The 13,764-nt window shown below is 68.9% G+C and carries 16 protein-coding genes; 5 read left to right on the top strand and 11 right to left on the bottom strand.

Going from position 1 to position 13,764, the window contains the following annotated elements:
* Together ACIN94_RS25985 and ACIN94_RS25980 are read right to left on the bottom strand one after the other, a co-directional pair.
* The coding region (locus tag ACIN94_RS25985) for an AMP-binding protein (RefSeq protein WP_400710991.1) at positions 1-252 on the bottom strand (252 nt) is incomplete at its 3' end.
* 140 nt (positions 253-392) lie between these two features.
* Entirely contained in the window at positions 393-593 is a 201-nt protein-coding gene (locus ACIN94_RS25980; protein WP_400710988.1) for an MbtH family protein, read from the bottom strand.
* 363 nt (positions 594-956) lie between these two features.
* Between ACIN94_RS25980 and ACIN94_RS25975 the strand changes: the two genes are divergently transcribed.
* Both ACIN94_RS25975 and ACIN94_RS25970 read left to right on the top strand, forming a co-directional pair.
* Positions 957-1,754 carry a serine hydrolase gene (locus tag ACIN94_RS25975; RefSeq protein WP_400710985.1) on the top strand — a complete coding sequence of 266 codons (798 nt, stop codon included), beginning with the start codon at positions 957-959 and terminating at the stop codon, positions 1,752-1,754.
* A 217-nt stretch (positions 1,755-1,971) separates the two neighbouring features.
* Positions 1,972-2,421 carry a hypothetical protein gene (locus tag ACIN94_RS25970; protein WP_400710982.1) on the top strand — a complete coding sequence of 150 codons (450 nt, stop codon included), beginning with the start codon at positions 1,972-1,974 and terminating at the stop codon, positions 2,419-2,421.
* Positions 2,422-2,452: 31 nt separating this feature from the next.
* On the opposite strand, the gene ACIN94_RS25965 is transcribed toward ACIN94_RS25970, so the two are convergent.
* Positions 2,453-4,216: a PD-(D/E)XK nuclease family protein gene (locus ACIN94_RS25965; protein WP_400710979.1), complete on the bottom strand. Its 1,764-nt coding sequence runs from the start codon at positions 4,214-4,216 to the stop codon at positions 2,453-2,455.
* Between the two features lie 194 nt (positions 4,217-4,410).
* Here ACIN94_RS25965 and ACIN94_RS25960 point away from each other — a divergent pair, with 194 nt between their 5' ends.
* Positions 4,411-4,629, top strand: coding sequence for a hypothetical protein (locus tag ACIN94_RS25960; RefSeq protein WP_400710976.1), 219 nt, complete (start codon positions 4,411-4,413; stop codon positions 4,627-4,629).
* Between the two features lie 3 nt (positions 4,630-4,632).
* Entirely contained in the window at positions 4,633-4,977 is a 345-nt protein-coding gene (locus ACIN94_RS25955) for a hypothetical protein (RefSeq protein ID WP_400710973.1), read from the top strand.
* Positions 4,978-5,122: 145 nt separating this feature from the next.
* On the opposite strand, the gene gdhA is transcribed toward ACIN94_RS25955, so the two are convergent.
* Positions 5,123-6,466 (bottom strand): NADP-specific glutamate dehydrogenase, encoded by a 1,344-nt coding sequence (gene gdhA / locus ACIN94_RS25950; RefSeq protein ID WP_400710970.1) that lies wholly within the window; start codon positions 6,464-6,466, stop codon positions 5,123-5,125.
* A 92-nt stretch (positions 6,467-6,558) separates the two neighbouring features.
* On the bottom strand, positions 6,559-7,341 hold the full coding sequence (locus ACIN94_RS25945) for a DUF3152 domain-containing protein (RefSeq protein ID WP_400710967.1): 783 nt from the start codon (positions 7,339-7,341) through the stop codon (positions 6,559-6,561).
* Between the two features lie 334 nt (positions 7,342-7,675).
* Here ACIN94_RS25945 and ACIN94_RS25940 point away from each other — a divergent pair, with 334 nt between their 5' ends.
* On the top strand, positions 7,676-8,557 hold the full coding sequence (locus ACIN94_RS25940) for a slipin family protein (RefSeq protein WP_400710964.1): 882 nt from the start codon (positions 7,676-7,678) through the stop codon (positions 8,555-8,557).
* Between the two features lie 99 nt (positions 8,558-8,656).
* On the opposite strand, the gene ACIN94_RS25935 is transcribed toward ACIN94_RS25940, so the two are convergent.
* The 6 genes from ACIN94_RS25935 to ACIN94_RS25910 form a co-directional block, all read right to left on the bottom strand.
* Positions 8,657-9,451, bottom strand: a complete 795-nt coding sequence (locus ACIN94_RS25935; RefSeq protein WP_400710961.1) for an isocitrate lyase/phosphoenolpyruvate mutase family protein — start codon at positions 9,449-9,451, stop codon at positions 8,657-8,659.
* 265 nt (positions 9,452-9,716) lie between these two features.
* Positions 9,717-10,061 (bottom strand): RNA polymerase-binding protein RbpA, encoded by a 345-nt coding sequence (locus ACIN94_RS25930; RefSeq protein ID WP_400710958.1) that lies wholly within the window; start codon positions 10,059-10,061, stop codon positions 9,717-9,719.
* Positions 10,062-10,208: 147 nt separating this feature from the next.
* Entirely contained in the window at positions 10,209-11,564 is a 1,356-nt protein-coding gene (locus ACIN94_RS25925) for an MFS transporter (RefSeq protein ID WP_400710955.1), read from the bottom strand.
* A gap of 41 nt (positions 11,565-11,605) precedes the next feature.
* Positions 11,606-12,403, bottom strand: coding sequence for a glycerophosphodiester phosphodiesterase family protein (locus ACIN94_RS25920; RefSeq protein WP_400710952.1), 798 nt, complete (start codon positions 12,401-12,403; stop codon positions 11,606-11,608).
* Between the two features lie 80 nt (positions 12,404-12,483).
* Entirely contained in the window at positions 12,484-13,044 is a 561-nt protein-coding gene (locus ACIN94_RS25915) for an RNA methyltransferase (RefSeq protein ID WP_400710950.1), read from the bottom strand.
* Between the two features lie 87 nt (positions 13,045-13,131).
* Entirely contained in the window at positions 13,132-13,755 is a 624-nt protein-coding gene (locus ACIN94_RS25910) for a class I SAM-dependent methyltransferase (protein WP_400710947.1), read from the bottom strand.
* Positions 13,756-13,764 lie beyond the last annotated feature (9 nt).

Genomic DNA, 13,764 nt, shown 5'->3' with positions numbered 1-13,764 from the left:
GGTTCCGCCGGCCTTGACGACGGCCAGCAGGGTCACCACGACGTCGGCTGAGCGTTGCATCAGCACGACGACGGGTGTCTCGGGTCCGACGCCCGCGGCCACCAGTCGCCGGGCCAGGGCGTTGGCCCGTCCGTTCAGTTCCGCCGCCGACAGGCTGATCCCGCCGCAGACCACCGCCTCGGCGTCCGGAGCCGCTGCCACCCGCGCCTCGAACAGCTGAGCCAGATTGTCTCGAAAGGAAAGCGGGTTCACGGAATCTCCAGATTCAGGGCACAACGGTGTGACAACAGAACCGATGACGAGGGATGCCGGTCAATCACCTGGGAAGGGCGGCATACGGTGAACGCGGCTCGCGATGGAGGGCGATCTGCACGGGCGAAGTGCGGAAGCGTTCAGGGTGCCGAGAGGCTGCGGGGACGCATGTCGGTCCAGTTCGCATTGATGAAGTCGAGACAGCTCTGCCGGCTGTCTTCTCCATGCACGACATTCCAGCCCTGGGGAACCTCGATGGACACGGGCCAGAGAGAGTGTTGGCCATCGGTATTCGCCAGGACGAGATAGTGACTGTTTTCTTCCTCGAACGGATTGTTCATGAAAACTCCGGGCTGTCGGATGTGGCTTTTTGAACCTTTTGGTCAGACCGGGACGCAGGGTTACCGCATAGACCCGGAATGCGACCGAACACATCCATCTTGGTGATTAATGACCTAAGTGTGGAGTATGCCGTTAAACCCCACAACAGTGTCAACCCTTGAGGGAGAACGGAAAGCCATCAGCATCCGCTGCTGCCGCGGCGCTTCCCAGCGGGGACGGGTGGCTCCCGAGCAGAAGCGGCCGGTAGGGCTCTCCCGCGGGCCGGCTCCTCGCCGGCGGCCTCCGGCACCCGGATGCAGGACCCTCCTCGCTCTCACGATCATCGACTCTGGAAAGATGACGGCCTGCGGAAAGGTGAGGCGATGACGGAGTTCGACGTGCCCGGTGAGAGCGGTACGTGCACGGTGGCCGTATCGGTGCCGGGGCTGATATCCCTCGACGAGGACGTCGAGCTGACGCTTGCGAGCACCGGAAAGCTGCTGCTGCTCGCCGTGGTCGCGCAGGAGATCGCCTCGGGGGCGCTCGATCCCGCTGAGGTCGTGGAGCTGCGGGAGGACGACCGCTGCGGTGGTTCCGGTGTCCTCGGCGTCCTGTCCGGCCGCCGCTGGACCATCGGCGACCTCGCCGTGCTCACCGCGTCGGTGAGTGACAACACCGCGACCAACGCGCTGCTGCGCCGGCTCGGACTGGACCGGGTTGCCGAGGGAGCCGCCGCGCTCGGCTTTGTGCGGACGCGGATCCTCGACCGGATCCGCGAGCCTCGCCTGCCCTCGCACCCGCCGACCTTCGCCGTCGGTACGGCGGGCGAACTCGCCCGGTTCGCGACCGGGCTCGACGGCCGGCAGGAATGGACCCGGCTTCTGCTGGGCTGGATGGCGCACAACACCGACCGGAGCCTGGTCCCGGCCCTGCTGCCGCACGAGCCGGAGGACCGGAACATTCTCCCCTCCGTTCCCCCGGGGACGGTCTGGGTGGCCAACAAGACCGGTACCGACGTCGGCGTGCGGGCCGACGTGGGCGTGATGATCGGAGCCGGGCGCCGGATCGGCTACGCCGTGCTTGCCAACGGGCCCGCCGGGGACGAGTACGCCCTGGTGGAGAAGGTCCGCCAGGCCGGCCTGACCATCGGCCGCCTGACCGGGCCCGTCGGCCCCCGCTAGCGTCGGCCGGTTAGGGGAAGTCCCCGTAAAAATGAAAAATCCTTCTTTGGATTAAATGGCAATTTCAATTCAAAAGGCGGTCCGATAGCGGATGCGGCATGTCTCCGCCGAACCGGTTGGGACGTACCTGGCCGGAAGGCTGTAAATCGAGCACCGCCTGGTCGAATAGCATGTGATCGCACGTTTACGGCAGGCGCGAGGGGCGGGATGGGTTTCCATGTTCGACGACAGGACACAGGAGACCCTCCGCCGCCTGCTGGACCTCGCGGAGCACCCCTCGACCCCGCAGCCCGAGCGGACTCTGGCCGTCACGCGGATCCGGGCGCTCATCTCGGTGCCCGAGAGCGACGCGCGCCGTGCCCCGGCCACCCCCGCCATGGACGCCGACATCCTCAGAAAGATCAGGCCGCTGACCCGCCGGGTCGACGAGGATCTGGTGAACGAGGTGCACGGTGATCTCTACACCTTCAGCACCCGCTACCGGGTGATCGGCGAGGTCGCCGACGAGATGGCCCGCCTCCTCGAACGCTGGAGCGCCGTCGTCCCCGAGAAACGACACCGGCACGAGGAGACGGTCCGGACCGCGGCCTCGAAACTCGCCTACCTCCTGGAACGCCGCGACCTGTTCCGCAAGCCGAAGTGGAGCAACCGCCCGAGAGCGAAGTAGGCCCCTGGAGGTCGCTGATCCCGGGCCTCCGTCAGAAGGCGGGATCGTCGTCGCTTCCGGGCGCGGCGATCGTCTCCGCCACCGCTTCGGCGCGGCTGCTCGCGCGGCCGGAGGACCGCAGGATCTCGCCGGTGGCAGGGTCGATCACCAGACCGTCCAGGACGAGCAGTGCGTCCTCGCCGGCCTCGGAGGCGTCCGGGCACCAGCGGGTCACCGGGCAGACGCGGCACCAGGGGCCGGGGGCCGGACGGAAGGTGATGTCGCGGTGCCAGGCGCGGGTGTGGTCGGACACGACGGCACGGGCACTCGCGAGCACCTCCGGATCCGCGACGTCGAAGGTGATGACGTCACCCGACACGGGGGTGAGCTGCTCCAGCTCGACCAGCCCGCCGGTGTCGCCGAACGCGCCGTCCGCTATCAGACAGACCGCCAGGGCGAGCTGCGGGACCAGGTCCAGCGCGTTCTCGGCGGTGATGCCGCGGTCCACCGCCGAGGTCTTCTGCTCCCGGTAGACCAGACGCCCGTCAACCCGGCGCAGCAGGTCGGGGTTGGCGATGACCAGGACGTCGGCGTCGGAGTCGTAGGCGGCCAGCCGGGGCTCGGGCACGACCTGGGTGACCTCGCGGCCGGCCAGCGGGCACACACGCAGGTGCTGGAGCAGGTACGGCCGGGCCTGACGGTAGTCGTCCCTGCTCACCGGCGCCCCGGCCCGCGCGAAGTCATCGGCTCCGGGATCGGGGAGATCGTCCGATGTGCACGGCCGTGCTCCGGGGCGGCTGTGCGCGGCCTCCAGCCACTGGTGCACGGCCAGCCCGCGCCGGACCGCCGTGCTCTCGGACTCCTCGACGGGCAGCCGGAGGTCGCGCATATGCGCCTGCGCCGGGCAGATCTGGTACTGCCGGGCCGTCGTTATCGACCAGGTGCGCCGGTGGGTCCCCCGATCGGGCAGCCCCAGCAGCCCCGGCGTCCTCGGGAGCGCCCCGCACGAGGCGCGCAACTTGCAGTCCGCGCAGTCGCCCCCGGGTGACCGATGGCCGCCGGCCAGCAGACCGGTGGCCACCGGTCTCGCGGAAGAGAGATAGGCGTGCCGCACGTCCTCCGGTGCGGCGTCCACGAGCACCGCCGCGGTGCCGTCGGTGAGACCGACCTCGACCACCCGTACTCGTGCCGGGCTCGTACCGGGCTCGCGGACCGGGACGGGAACGCTCCGGTAGAGGTCCTGGGTGCTGCCCACCGCCCGGTCGCCCGCCGCGGCCACGTAGGCCATCGCCAGCGTGGCCGGGTCGTCGGCCCTGCCCAGCGGGCGCCGCAGCCGCATCCGGCGGAACTCCACCACGGCGCCATCCGGCGAGCCGTACCAGCGGCCCCAGGCGGTCAGGGCCCGCATCTCCGCGGACGAACCGCTCCGCTGGACGATCCGCGGATGGCGCTCCGGAAGGAGGCCGTCCTCCTCCGCGGCGAGGCTCTCGGCCGTCTCCAGGTAGGTGCGGCAGGCATGCAGGATCCAGCGCGCGGCTCCGGGATGCACCGGGTCACGGTTGTCCTCGACGGCCCGCATGACCGCCTCGTCCACGTCGGCACCGTCGAATTCGACGGCGTCCAGCACCTGCATGACCAGGCCGAGGGGGAAGCTCTCCCAGGGGGCGAAGCGCCGGCGTTCGAAGACCTGGGACCGCACGTCCGGGCGTGCCTTGGCCGCGGCGAAGTCACCGCAGTCGCCCTCGCGGCGATCGAGCATGCTGGCCGACAGCCGGACGATGTTCGGGTTCCCGACGAGCTCGGACCGGAGGGTCATACCGCCTCCTGACTGCTTCTGCATAAAGGCCACTTTAAGTAAGGAGACGCCCGCTTTTTCCATCATTCTTGGCCGGATGTGGACGTGGGGTGGAGGAGTTCTCCTCCCCTGAAATCCGTTTACTCCCTTCTTTACAACCCTTGACTGTAACTGTAAGTTTTCAATCAATCACTCAACGCATTCAAGGGATGGAGTTGAGCACCATGCCGGACAACGGCACCGAGCGTTTCCCCGACCCACGGGTGGCGTTCGCCGACACGACAGAGGGCAACACGGGCGAGGTGAACGCGCGCCTGGGGACGGCGGACCGAGTCGCCGTCGCCGCGGGGGGCGACGATCACCTGCCGCCCCTGGCCGACCAGGCGATCGACGCCAGGCCGCTGGCCCAGCGGTTCACGGAACCGGAGGAGTAGGCCATGGAGTTGCACTTCCGTAACCGCTACGTCTCCAAGGTGTGGGTCGCGATCATGTTCTACAGCCCCGACGGCTGCCGGGACTACGGCCAGTGGGGCACCCGGGGCTGGTGGGCCATCGATCCCGGTGGGGAGGCATACGTCCTCAACACCAACAACCGCTACGCCGCGTTCTACGCCGAGGCCGCCAACGGAGCCGTCTGGACCGGCCCCTATGGTCCGATGTACGTCTACCAGAACGCCTTCGACTCCTGCCTCAACATCGGCAGCACAGGGGCCAGGCGGGTCGGCACCCGCCTGATCGACATGAACGGTTACTCCACCTACTACGTCAACCTCGTCGCCTGAGGTTGAACATCCGCCTCAGGCGGTTCCCTCACCGTCTGAGGTCGAACATCCCCGCCGGCGGTTCCCTCACCGTCGGTGACAGCGAAATCGCAGCCCCGGGAGGCTGCGCGGAGGGGCCTCAGCGGCCCCTCCGCCCTGGACGTGCTCAGATCAGGCCGAGCGAGAGCATCGCATCGGCGACCCGCTTGAACCCGTCGATGTTGGCGCCGGCCACGTAGTTGCCCGGCATGCCGTATTCATCGGCACTCTGCAGGCAGCGGCCGTGAATGTCGCGCATGATGGCCTGCAGACGGTGTTCGGAGAACTCGAAGGTCCACGAGTCGCGGCTGGCGTTCTGCTGCATCTCCAGCGCACTGGTGGCCACGCCACCCGCGTTGGCCGCCTTGCCCGGGCCGAAGGACACGCCGCCCTCCTGGAACGCCCGGATGCCCTCGGGTGTGGTGGGCATGTTGGCGCCTTCGCCGACCGCGACGCAACCATTGCGGATGAGCAGTTCGGCGTCGCGGCCGGTGATCTCGTTCTGGGTGGCCGACGGCATCGCCACCTCGCAGGGCAGTTCCCAGATGCTCTGACCGGCCACGAAGGTCGCGTGCTCGCTGCGGCGCTCGGCGTAGACGTCCAGCCGGTGGCGCTCGACCTGCTTGACCTGCTTGAGAAGGTCGAGATCGATGCCCTTTTCGTCGAGGACATAACCCGAGGAGTCGGAGCAGGCGATTACGGTGCCGCCGAGCTGCTGCACCTTCTCGATGGTGTAGAGGGCGACATTGCCCGCTCCGGACACCACGACACGCTTGCCGTCGAACGACGTGCCACGTGCCCGGAGCATCTCGTCGACGAAGAACGCGCAGCCGTACCCGGTGGCCTCGGTCCGCACCTGTGCGCCGCCGTAGCTGAGGCCCTTGCCGGTGATCACTCCGGATTCGTAGCGGTTGGTGATGCGCTTGTACTGGCCGAACAGGTAGCCGACCTCGCGCTGCCCGACCCCGATGTCGCCGGCCGGAACGTCGGTGTACTCGCCGATGTGACGGTAGAGCTCGGTCATGAAGCTCTGGCAGAAGCGCATGATCTCGCGGGCGGAGCGTCCCTTCGGGTCGAAGTCCGAGCCGCCCTTGCCGCCGCCGATCGGCAGGCCGGTCAGGCTGTTCTTGAAGATCTGCTCGAAGCCGAGAAACTTGACGATGCCGAGATAGACCGAGGGGTGGAAGCGCAGGCCGCCCTTGTACGGGCCGAGGGCGCTGTTGAACTCGACCCGGAAGCCCCGGTTGATGTGCACCTCGCCCCTGTCGTCCTCCCAGGGCACCCGGAAGATGATCTGTCGTTCGGGCTCGCAGATCCGTTCAATGATCTTGGATTCGGCATACTCCGGATGCTTGCCGAGAACCGGGCCGACACTTTCGAGTACTTCACGAACAGCCTGGTGGAACTCGATCTCCCCAGGATTGCGACGCAAAACGTTGTCGTAGATCGACGACAGTCTCTCGTGCAGCATCAGGTATCCCCTTGTTCTCAAAAGTGGTGCCCTGTCTAACTTTAGGGGGTGGGGATTTGCGAGCTTTAAGGTGGTGAGCCTGTGCGGGCGTCTCAGCCTCCGGGCGACGGCCAGGGGTTGGGGCGGCAGCCGTACAGCGACTTGGTCTGCTGGAGCATCACCGGAGCCAGCCTGCCCGGCCCCGGGCAGGGCGTGTGGCCGTGGCCGAGGCCGTGGCCGACCTCGTGGTTGATGACGTATTCCCGGTAGGAGGCGACGTCGCGCCCGTAACCGCGCACGGCCACGTTCCACCGCACCGCGTTGATGACCGCGCGCTCGCCGTTCCAGCACGACAGCGCGCCAAGAGTGATCATCGGCAGGCACTGCCGGTCCGTCGTCGCCGGGCTGGACAGCGACACCTTGATCTTCACCGGGCCGCGCTCCACCCGCTGGAACCGGAATCCCCAGCTCCGCCGGTCGTTGAGGATCCGGTGCACCTCGTCGGCGAACTCCCGCCCGTCGAACGGCAGGCCGCGCTCGACCTCGACCATGTACCGGATCACTTGACCCTTACGGCCTGCGGGAGGGCGGCCCCCGCCGGCGACGACGGCGTAGCGACCGCTCGCCGCCTTCGGCACCGTCGCCCTGGCCGGCTGCCGCCGCCCGTTGGCCATGAGGAACGTCTGCTCGGGCTCGGATGTCTGCGCCGGCTCAGGGGGCGGGGTGGGCGTCACCGAGATCTCGGGCAGGGCGGCCGTGGACGGGGGGAGCGCCTCGGGGGCCGGTGCGAGGTGACCACTCAGTACGACGATGCCGCCGGCCAGCGAAGCCGAAATACTTAGGGCAAGGACCCATATAACGGTCTTAAGGTCACAACGCTTTACGTACCTGAACATAGGTCGTAAACCCTATTACCTCCGCAGCTGTTGTCGATCAGGCCGGAGAGGCCCTGACCCGGCGCCTGCGTGAGGGTGGCCACCCGCGCCGCCCGCGTCCTCGTCGAGGCTCCCGAGCGGGAGGTTTCGGGCACTATGCGCCGCGTTACGATAGAAATGTTCGAATGGGCGAAACGGCGAGACCGTCCCTGACGGACAGGCACCTCCAGGAGGTGTGCCGTGCCCGGTGACCACGGACGGCCGGTCCATCCGCCACGGGTGGGGCCGGCGAACCGGCTATCAATCGAAGAAGCCTCTGAGGCGGCGGGACCGAGGGGAGACATGGGAGGGCGAAATGACCACCATCGTCATCTCTGCGCTGATCGCGGTCCTCGTGCTGGGCGCGATATGGCTGAGGGCCAGTGTCCGGATCGTCAAACAGTTCGAGCGGGGTGTCGTTTTCCGGTTCGGGCAGGTACGCGCTGAGATCCGCAGTCCCGGGCTCGCCCTGATCATGCCGGTCGCCGACCGCCTGCAGAAGGTCAACATGCAGGTCATCACCATGCCGGTACCTGCCCAGGACGCCATCACCCGTGACAACGTGACGGTTCACGTCGATGCCGTCATCTACTTCCGGGTCATCGACCCGGTGCGCGTGGTCGTCGGCGTCCAGGACTACGAATCGGCCATTCGCCAGGTTGCGCTGGCCTCGCTGCGTTCGATCATCGGCAAGAGCGACCTGGACGACCTGCTGTCCAACCGGGAGCGGCTCAACCAGGGCCTGGAGCTGATGATCGACAGCCCGGCCGTGGGCTGGGGCGTGCACATCGACCGCGTCGAGATCAAAGACGTGGTACTGCCCGAGTCGATGAAGCGGTCCATGTCGCGGCAGGCTGAAGCGGAACGTGAACGGCGCTCCCGCATCATCACCGCCGAGGGTGAGCTGCAGGCCTCGAAGAAGCTGGCCCAAGCCGCCGAAACGATGGCCACGCACCCCGCCGCGCTGCAGCTACGCCTACTGCAGACCGTCGTCGAAGTCGCCGCTGAGAAGAACTCCACCCTCGTGCTGCCCTTCCCCGTCGAACTGCTCCGCTTCCTGGAACGGGCAGCACCCTCCGAGCCCGGCCGGGCCACCCCGGCACTGTCGGAAGGACTGTCGACACCTGCCGACCAGCACCTCCCGGAGACCCCCATCCTCAGCCGGACCGCACCCAACGGCGCGGAAACCGGCCGGTAGGCCGTACCCGGCCTACCGGCGGACGCGGCTCTCGAACCGCCCGTTACCGGCCGCCCGTTACCGGCCGCCCGTTACCGGCCGCCCGTTACCGGCCGCCCGTTACCGGCCGGCCGGGAGGTCCGGGCCGTAGGGGCTCTGGCCGGCCTTGATGGCCGCGACCATCTGTGCCGTGTAGGACTGCGCGGCCCGGTGCAGACCGGGGCCGAAGCTCACGCGGGCGACCCCGAGACCGGCGAGTTCGCCGAGGGACGGCGTGCCGGGGTGGAACGCGACGTTGATCGGACCGCCGATCTCCTCGGCCAGTGAACGGATCGCCCCGGCCTCGGAGACGATGATCGGATAGACGCAGTCGGCCCCGGCCCGCAGGTAGCGGCGCCCGCGCAGGATCGCTTCGGCGAGCTTCTCGGCGGGGGTTCCCTCACCGTGGATGTAGGTGTCGACCCGCGCGTTGATCACCAGGCCGGTGCCCGCGTCCGAGGCCGCGGCGCGGACGGCGGCGAGGAAGGCGGCCTGCTCCTCGGCGTCGATCATCTTGCCCGTGCGGGGGTCGGAGTCCTCCAGGTTGCAGCCGGCCGCGCCGGTGGCGGCGAGCCGCTCCACCAGCTCCGCCGGCTCCATCCCGTAGCCGCGCTCCAGGTCGGCGGTGACGGGGACGTCGACCGCCCGGGTGATCCGGGCGATCGCGGCCAGCATCTCCTCGACCGGCGTGCTCTCTCCGTCGTCGTATCCGAGCACCGGGGCGACCGCCGCGCTTGCGGTCGCGACCACCGGGAATCCGGCCGCCTCGACGGTCCGGGCCGACGCCGCGTCCCAGACGTTGGGCACCACCAGCGGGTTGCCCGGTACGTGCAGCGCCCGTAGCGCCCTCGCTTTTTCGGCGGCTGCCGTGTCCATCCGAATCCCTCCCGGTCATGGATCCCCGGTTTCAGATCCGGGGAGGAGAAGCAGTGCGGTGTCGGGCGATCCGGAATCCCGGTCACAACCATGGAAATTCCGGTCTCAACCGTGAAGAGGACGCCAGGTAACGACCCTAAAGGGCCGGTAGGCCGGTGGCGAGATCCAATGTCCGCACGGCCGGCTGGTCCACTTCACGGACTTGCCTCCAGGCAGACGGAGACCCCCGGCTCCCTTCTCGGATGCCGGGGGTCTCCTGAGCCGGTCAGGCGCTCTTACGGCGCTGGGCGCGTAGAATCGCCAGGCGCTCGTTGAGCACCTCCTCCAGGTCCTCGATCGTGCGGCGCTCCAGCAGCATGTCCCAGTGTGTCCGCGGGGGCTTGGCCTTCTTGGCCTCCGGCAGCTCGCCGTCGACTCGAAGGGCGGTCGCGCCGCACATGCGGCACTCCCAGGTGGCCGGGATCTCGGCCTCCGCAGCGAGCGGAACGTTGAATCGATGGCCCTTCGGGCAGGTGTAGGACACCTCCTGGCGCGGGGCCAGATCGGTGTTGCGGTCGTTCTCGTAGCTGGTCGCCCCGAGTCGGGTACCGCGTAGCGCACGCTCGCCCATGTCTCAATGCCTCCTGAGGGCCCCGTCGTGAGGGGTCTGTCTCCCACGGCGTACAACGCTTGATACCGTGTGTGGATTCCCACACATGGGGTGATCCAATCGCGCGTTCTTGACCCGGTCTGCGCTGGAGCCCTTTCGGAGAGCTTCTCAGATGCGTTCCGGCACCGGATTACCGGCCGCCCGGATGGCCTTGGGCAGGTTGACGGCGGCCAGCATGACGAAGCCGAGCACAAAGAAGATCACCAGCGAGATGATGCCGAGGCGGTAACTGTTGGTGAACTGGAGCGCCAGGCCGAGGGTGAACGAACCGAGGAACGTCGAGCCCTTGTCGCTGATCTCGTAGAGGCTGTAGTATTCCGCCTCCTTGCCCACCGGGATCACGTGCGAGAACAGTGACCGCGACAGGGCCTGGGTGCCGCCCATCACGATCGCGATGGCGAATCCGAGCGCGAAGAACGGCAGCGCCGCCCCCTTGGGCAGGAAGTAGGCCACCGCCACCACGGCCGTCCAGCCGACCAGGGCGCCCAGCACGACACGTTTGGCCCCGTAGGAGACGGCGAGCCGGCCCAGCAGCAGGGCGCCGCCGAAGGCGACGAACTGCACCATCAGGATCGCCGCGATCCGCACGGTCTGGCTCAGCCCGAGCTCCTTGTCGGCGTAGGTGGCCGAGAAGGAGATGACGGTCTGCACGCCGTCGTTGTAGATCAGGTAGGCGACCAGGAATCCCAGCGTCAGCGGGTAACGGCGCAGTTCCACGACCGTACGGCCGAGCTGCCGGAAGGTGCCGGTCACGGCCTGTGTGACGTTCTCGGCGCCCGAGGCGAGCGCGCGCCGGTTGCGCAGCCGCAGCAGCGGGATGACCGTGAACCCGGCCCACCACAGACCGGCCGAGGACAGGGCGATGCGCACGGCCTCGCCCTCGGACACGCCGAAGGAGTCGTGTTCGAGGAAGAGCGCGAGATTGAGGGCGAGCAGCAGGCCGCCGCCCAGGTAGCCGAAACCCCAGCCCCGCGCGGAGACCCGGTCGCGCTCGTCCGGCGTGGAGATGTCCGGCAGGAACGAGTTGTAGATCACGAACGAGGCGGCGAAGGCCGTGTTGGCTATCACGAACAGCCCGCCGCCCAGGAGGTAGCGGCCGTCGGCGACGAACCAGAAGCAGATCGTGGCCCCGGCGCCGAGGTAGGCGAACAGGCCCATCAGCTCTTTCTTGCGGCCGGTGTGGTCGGCCAGGGCGCCGGCGATGGGCATCAGGATGATCTGGAGGATGGCCGCGGCGCCCACCACGAAGGAGTAGTAGGCGCTGGGCCGTACGTCGAACCAGAGCACGTCCACATACGGGCGGCCCTGGGCGGCGGTCTCGGCGATCGTCGTCAGGTACGGGCCGAGGAAGACCGTCAGGACCGTGGTGGGGAAGGCGGAGTTCGCCCAGTCGTAGAAGTACCAGCCGCGCTGTTCGCGGCGGAGGGCCCGGGGGGAGTCCTCGAGGACCTGTCCGGTGGTCATGGGCGTTCCTCGGTTCGCTGGGGGGTGGCCGGGGGGTACAGCTACGCGGCGAGCCGGCCGGGGTGCCACTGGCCGCGTGCCTCCAGAACCTCGCGGAGGCCGGAGATGTTGTCGGTCATCACACCGTCCACGCCGAGGTCGAGCAGGCGCTCCATCTCCCGGGTGTCATTGACGGTCCACACGTGGATCTGCATGCCGAGGGCGTGTGCCGTACGGATCAGGGAGGTCGTGGTGACGCGCAGGCCGCGGAAGCCCAGCGGCACCTGTGCGCACGGCACTCCGGCGCGCGCCAGCCCGGTGAGCAGGCGGCCGTAGCCGGAGGTGGTGGCGGCGGCCCGCAGGGCGGCGACGCCGCGCGGCCCGAGCGCGGAGCACACCTCGTGGCCGACCACGGCGCGGGCGCGGGCCAGCCGCTCGCCGGAGAAGGAGGTGAGGCAGATCCGCTCGTAGGCGTTGGTCCGCCTGACCGCCGCGGCCAGCGGTGCGATGGCCGCGGCGTCCTTGATGTCGATGTTGAAGCGTGCCTGAGGCCAGGAGCCCAGCAGGTCCTCCACGAGCGGGATCTCGTCCACGCCGCCGATCCGTGCCTCGCGCACCAGGCGGTAGGGCAGGCCGGCGACCCGGCCACGCCGGTCGGTCACCCGGTCCAGAGTGTGGTCGTGGAAGGCCAGCAGCACCCCGTCGGCGGTGGCGTGCGCGTCGGTCTCCAGGTAGGTGTAGCCGAGCTCCACAGCGCGGGCGAACGCGGCATGGGTGTTCTCCCTGCCCTCGGAGGCCCCGCCCCGGTGGGCGAAGGCGAGCGGGCCGGGATGATCGAGGAAGGGGTAACCGCGCTGCACGTGCAGGAGTATGCCCGGTGTGAGGGCGGCCCGTCATCGCGCGCGGGTGAACGTTTAGGTCACGGGATCCCCGGGGGTGCTCAGTCTCCGGCCGGCGGCTCCTTGCCGGACCACTCCCGGCGGCGGGCCTCGGCCAGCGTGATCGCGGTCGCGACCGCGACGTTGAACGAGCCCACCCGGCCGACCTGGGGGATGTAGCAGACCCCGTCGGCGGCCTCCAGCAGCGCGGGGGAGCAGCCGTGGTCCTCACTGCCCACCACCAGGCACACGTCGCCGTCGAGTTCCGCCTCGTGCAGCGGCACCGCGTCCCCGGTCAGTTCCACCGCGACGACGGTGAACCCGTCCTTTTTGGCGGCCCGTACGGCCTCCACCACGGGGACCGGCTCCTCCCAGGCCACCAGACGGTCGGTGCCCAGGGCGGTCTTCTGCGCCTTGGGGTTGGTGGGGGGAGTGGCGTTGCCCGCCAGCCAGATCCGCTCCACCCCGAAGGCGGCGGCCGTACGGAAGATGGAGCCGATGTTGAACGGGCCGGTCACCGACTCCACGATCAGGGCGAGCCGGCTCTCGGTGTTCCTGCGCCAGGTGCGGTTGAGCCGCTTGACGTCGGTCGGCCGCAGCTGCCTGCGCGGGTTTGCACTCATCGTTCGCTCACCGTTTCTCGATCGTTTCGCGGGTGGTCTGTGCCTCGCCCGCCGTTCCACTCCCCGCGCATGGCCCGTGCGCGGGACTCACCCGGCCGGTTCCGCCGCGCCGGGCTCGCCGGACCGGGCCCGCACCTGAAGGATCCGGTAGGAGGACCGGGAGGCGGTGCGGGTCGTGGGCCAGCCCTGCTCGTTCAGCCAGCGCTGCAGGGAGTCCGATCCCAGGTGCTTCTGGACCACCAGATAGGCGACGCCGTCGGGGGTGAGCCGCGACAGCCAGCGGGTCAGCATCTCGTGCATCGCGGCCTTGCCGATGCGGATCGCCGGGTTGGACCAGATGGTCGTGAAGCGGACCTCCGGCGGGACCTCGTCGACGTGTACCGACCTTACTTTGTCAAGGGCGGCGGTCCGCGCATTCCTGGCGCACAGCTCGACCGACCGGCGGTTGACGTCCACCGCCCAGACCGTCGCCCCGGGCGCGCGGGAGGCCATCGTCAGCGCGATCGGCCCGTATCCGCAGCCCAGATCGAGCAGCTCGCCGCCGGCAGGAGGGGGCACGGTCTCCAGCAGGATCCGGGTGCCCTGGTCGATCCGCTCGGGGGAGAAGACCCCGCTGTCGGTCTCCAGCTTCAGATGAAGGTCGGGGAGAACGAGCGTGACCGAGCCGGGACGGCTGGCGGTCTCGGGGCGCTCCTCGAAGTAATGTGCCACGACGTAGAA

This window comes from Streptosporangium sp. NPDC087985 (assembly GCF_044741965.1).
Classification (GTDB): Bacteria; Actinomycetota; Actinomycetes; order Streptosporangiales; family Streptosporangiaceae; genus Streptosporangium.
Note: the sequence above shows the minus strand (reverse complement) of the source record. Positions and strands in the feature narration are given on the sequence as shown.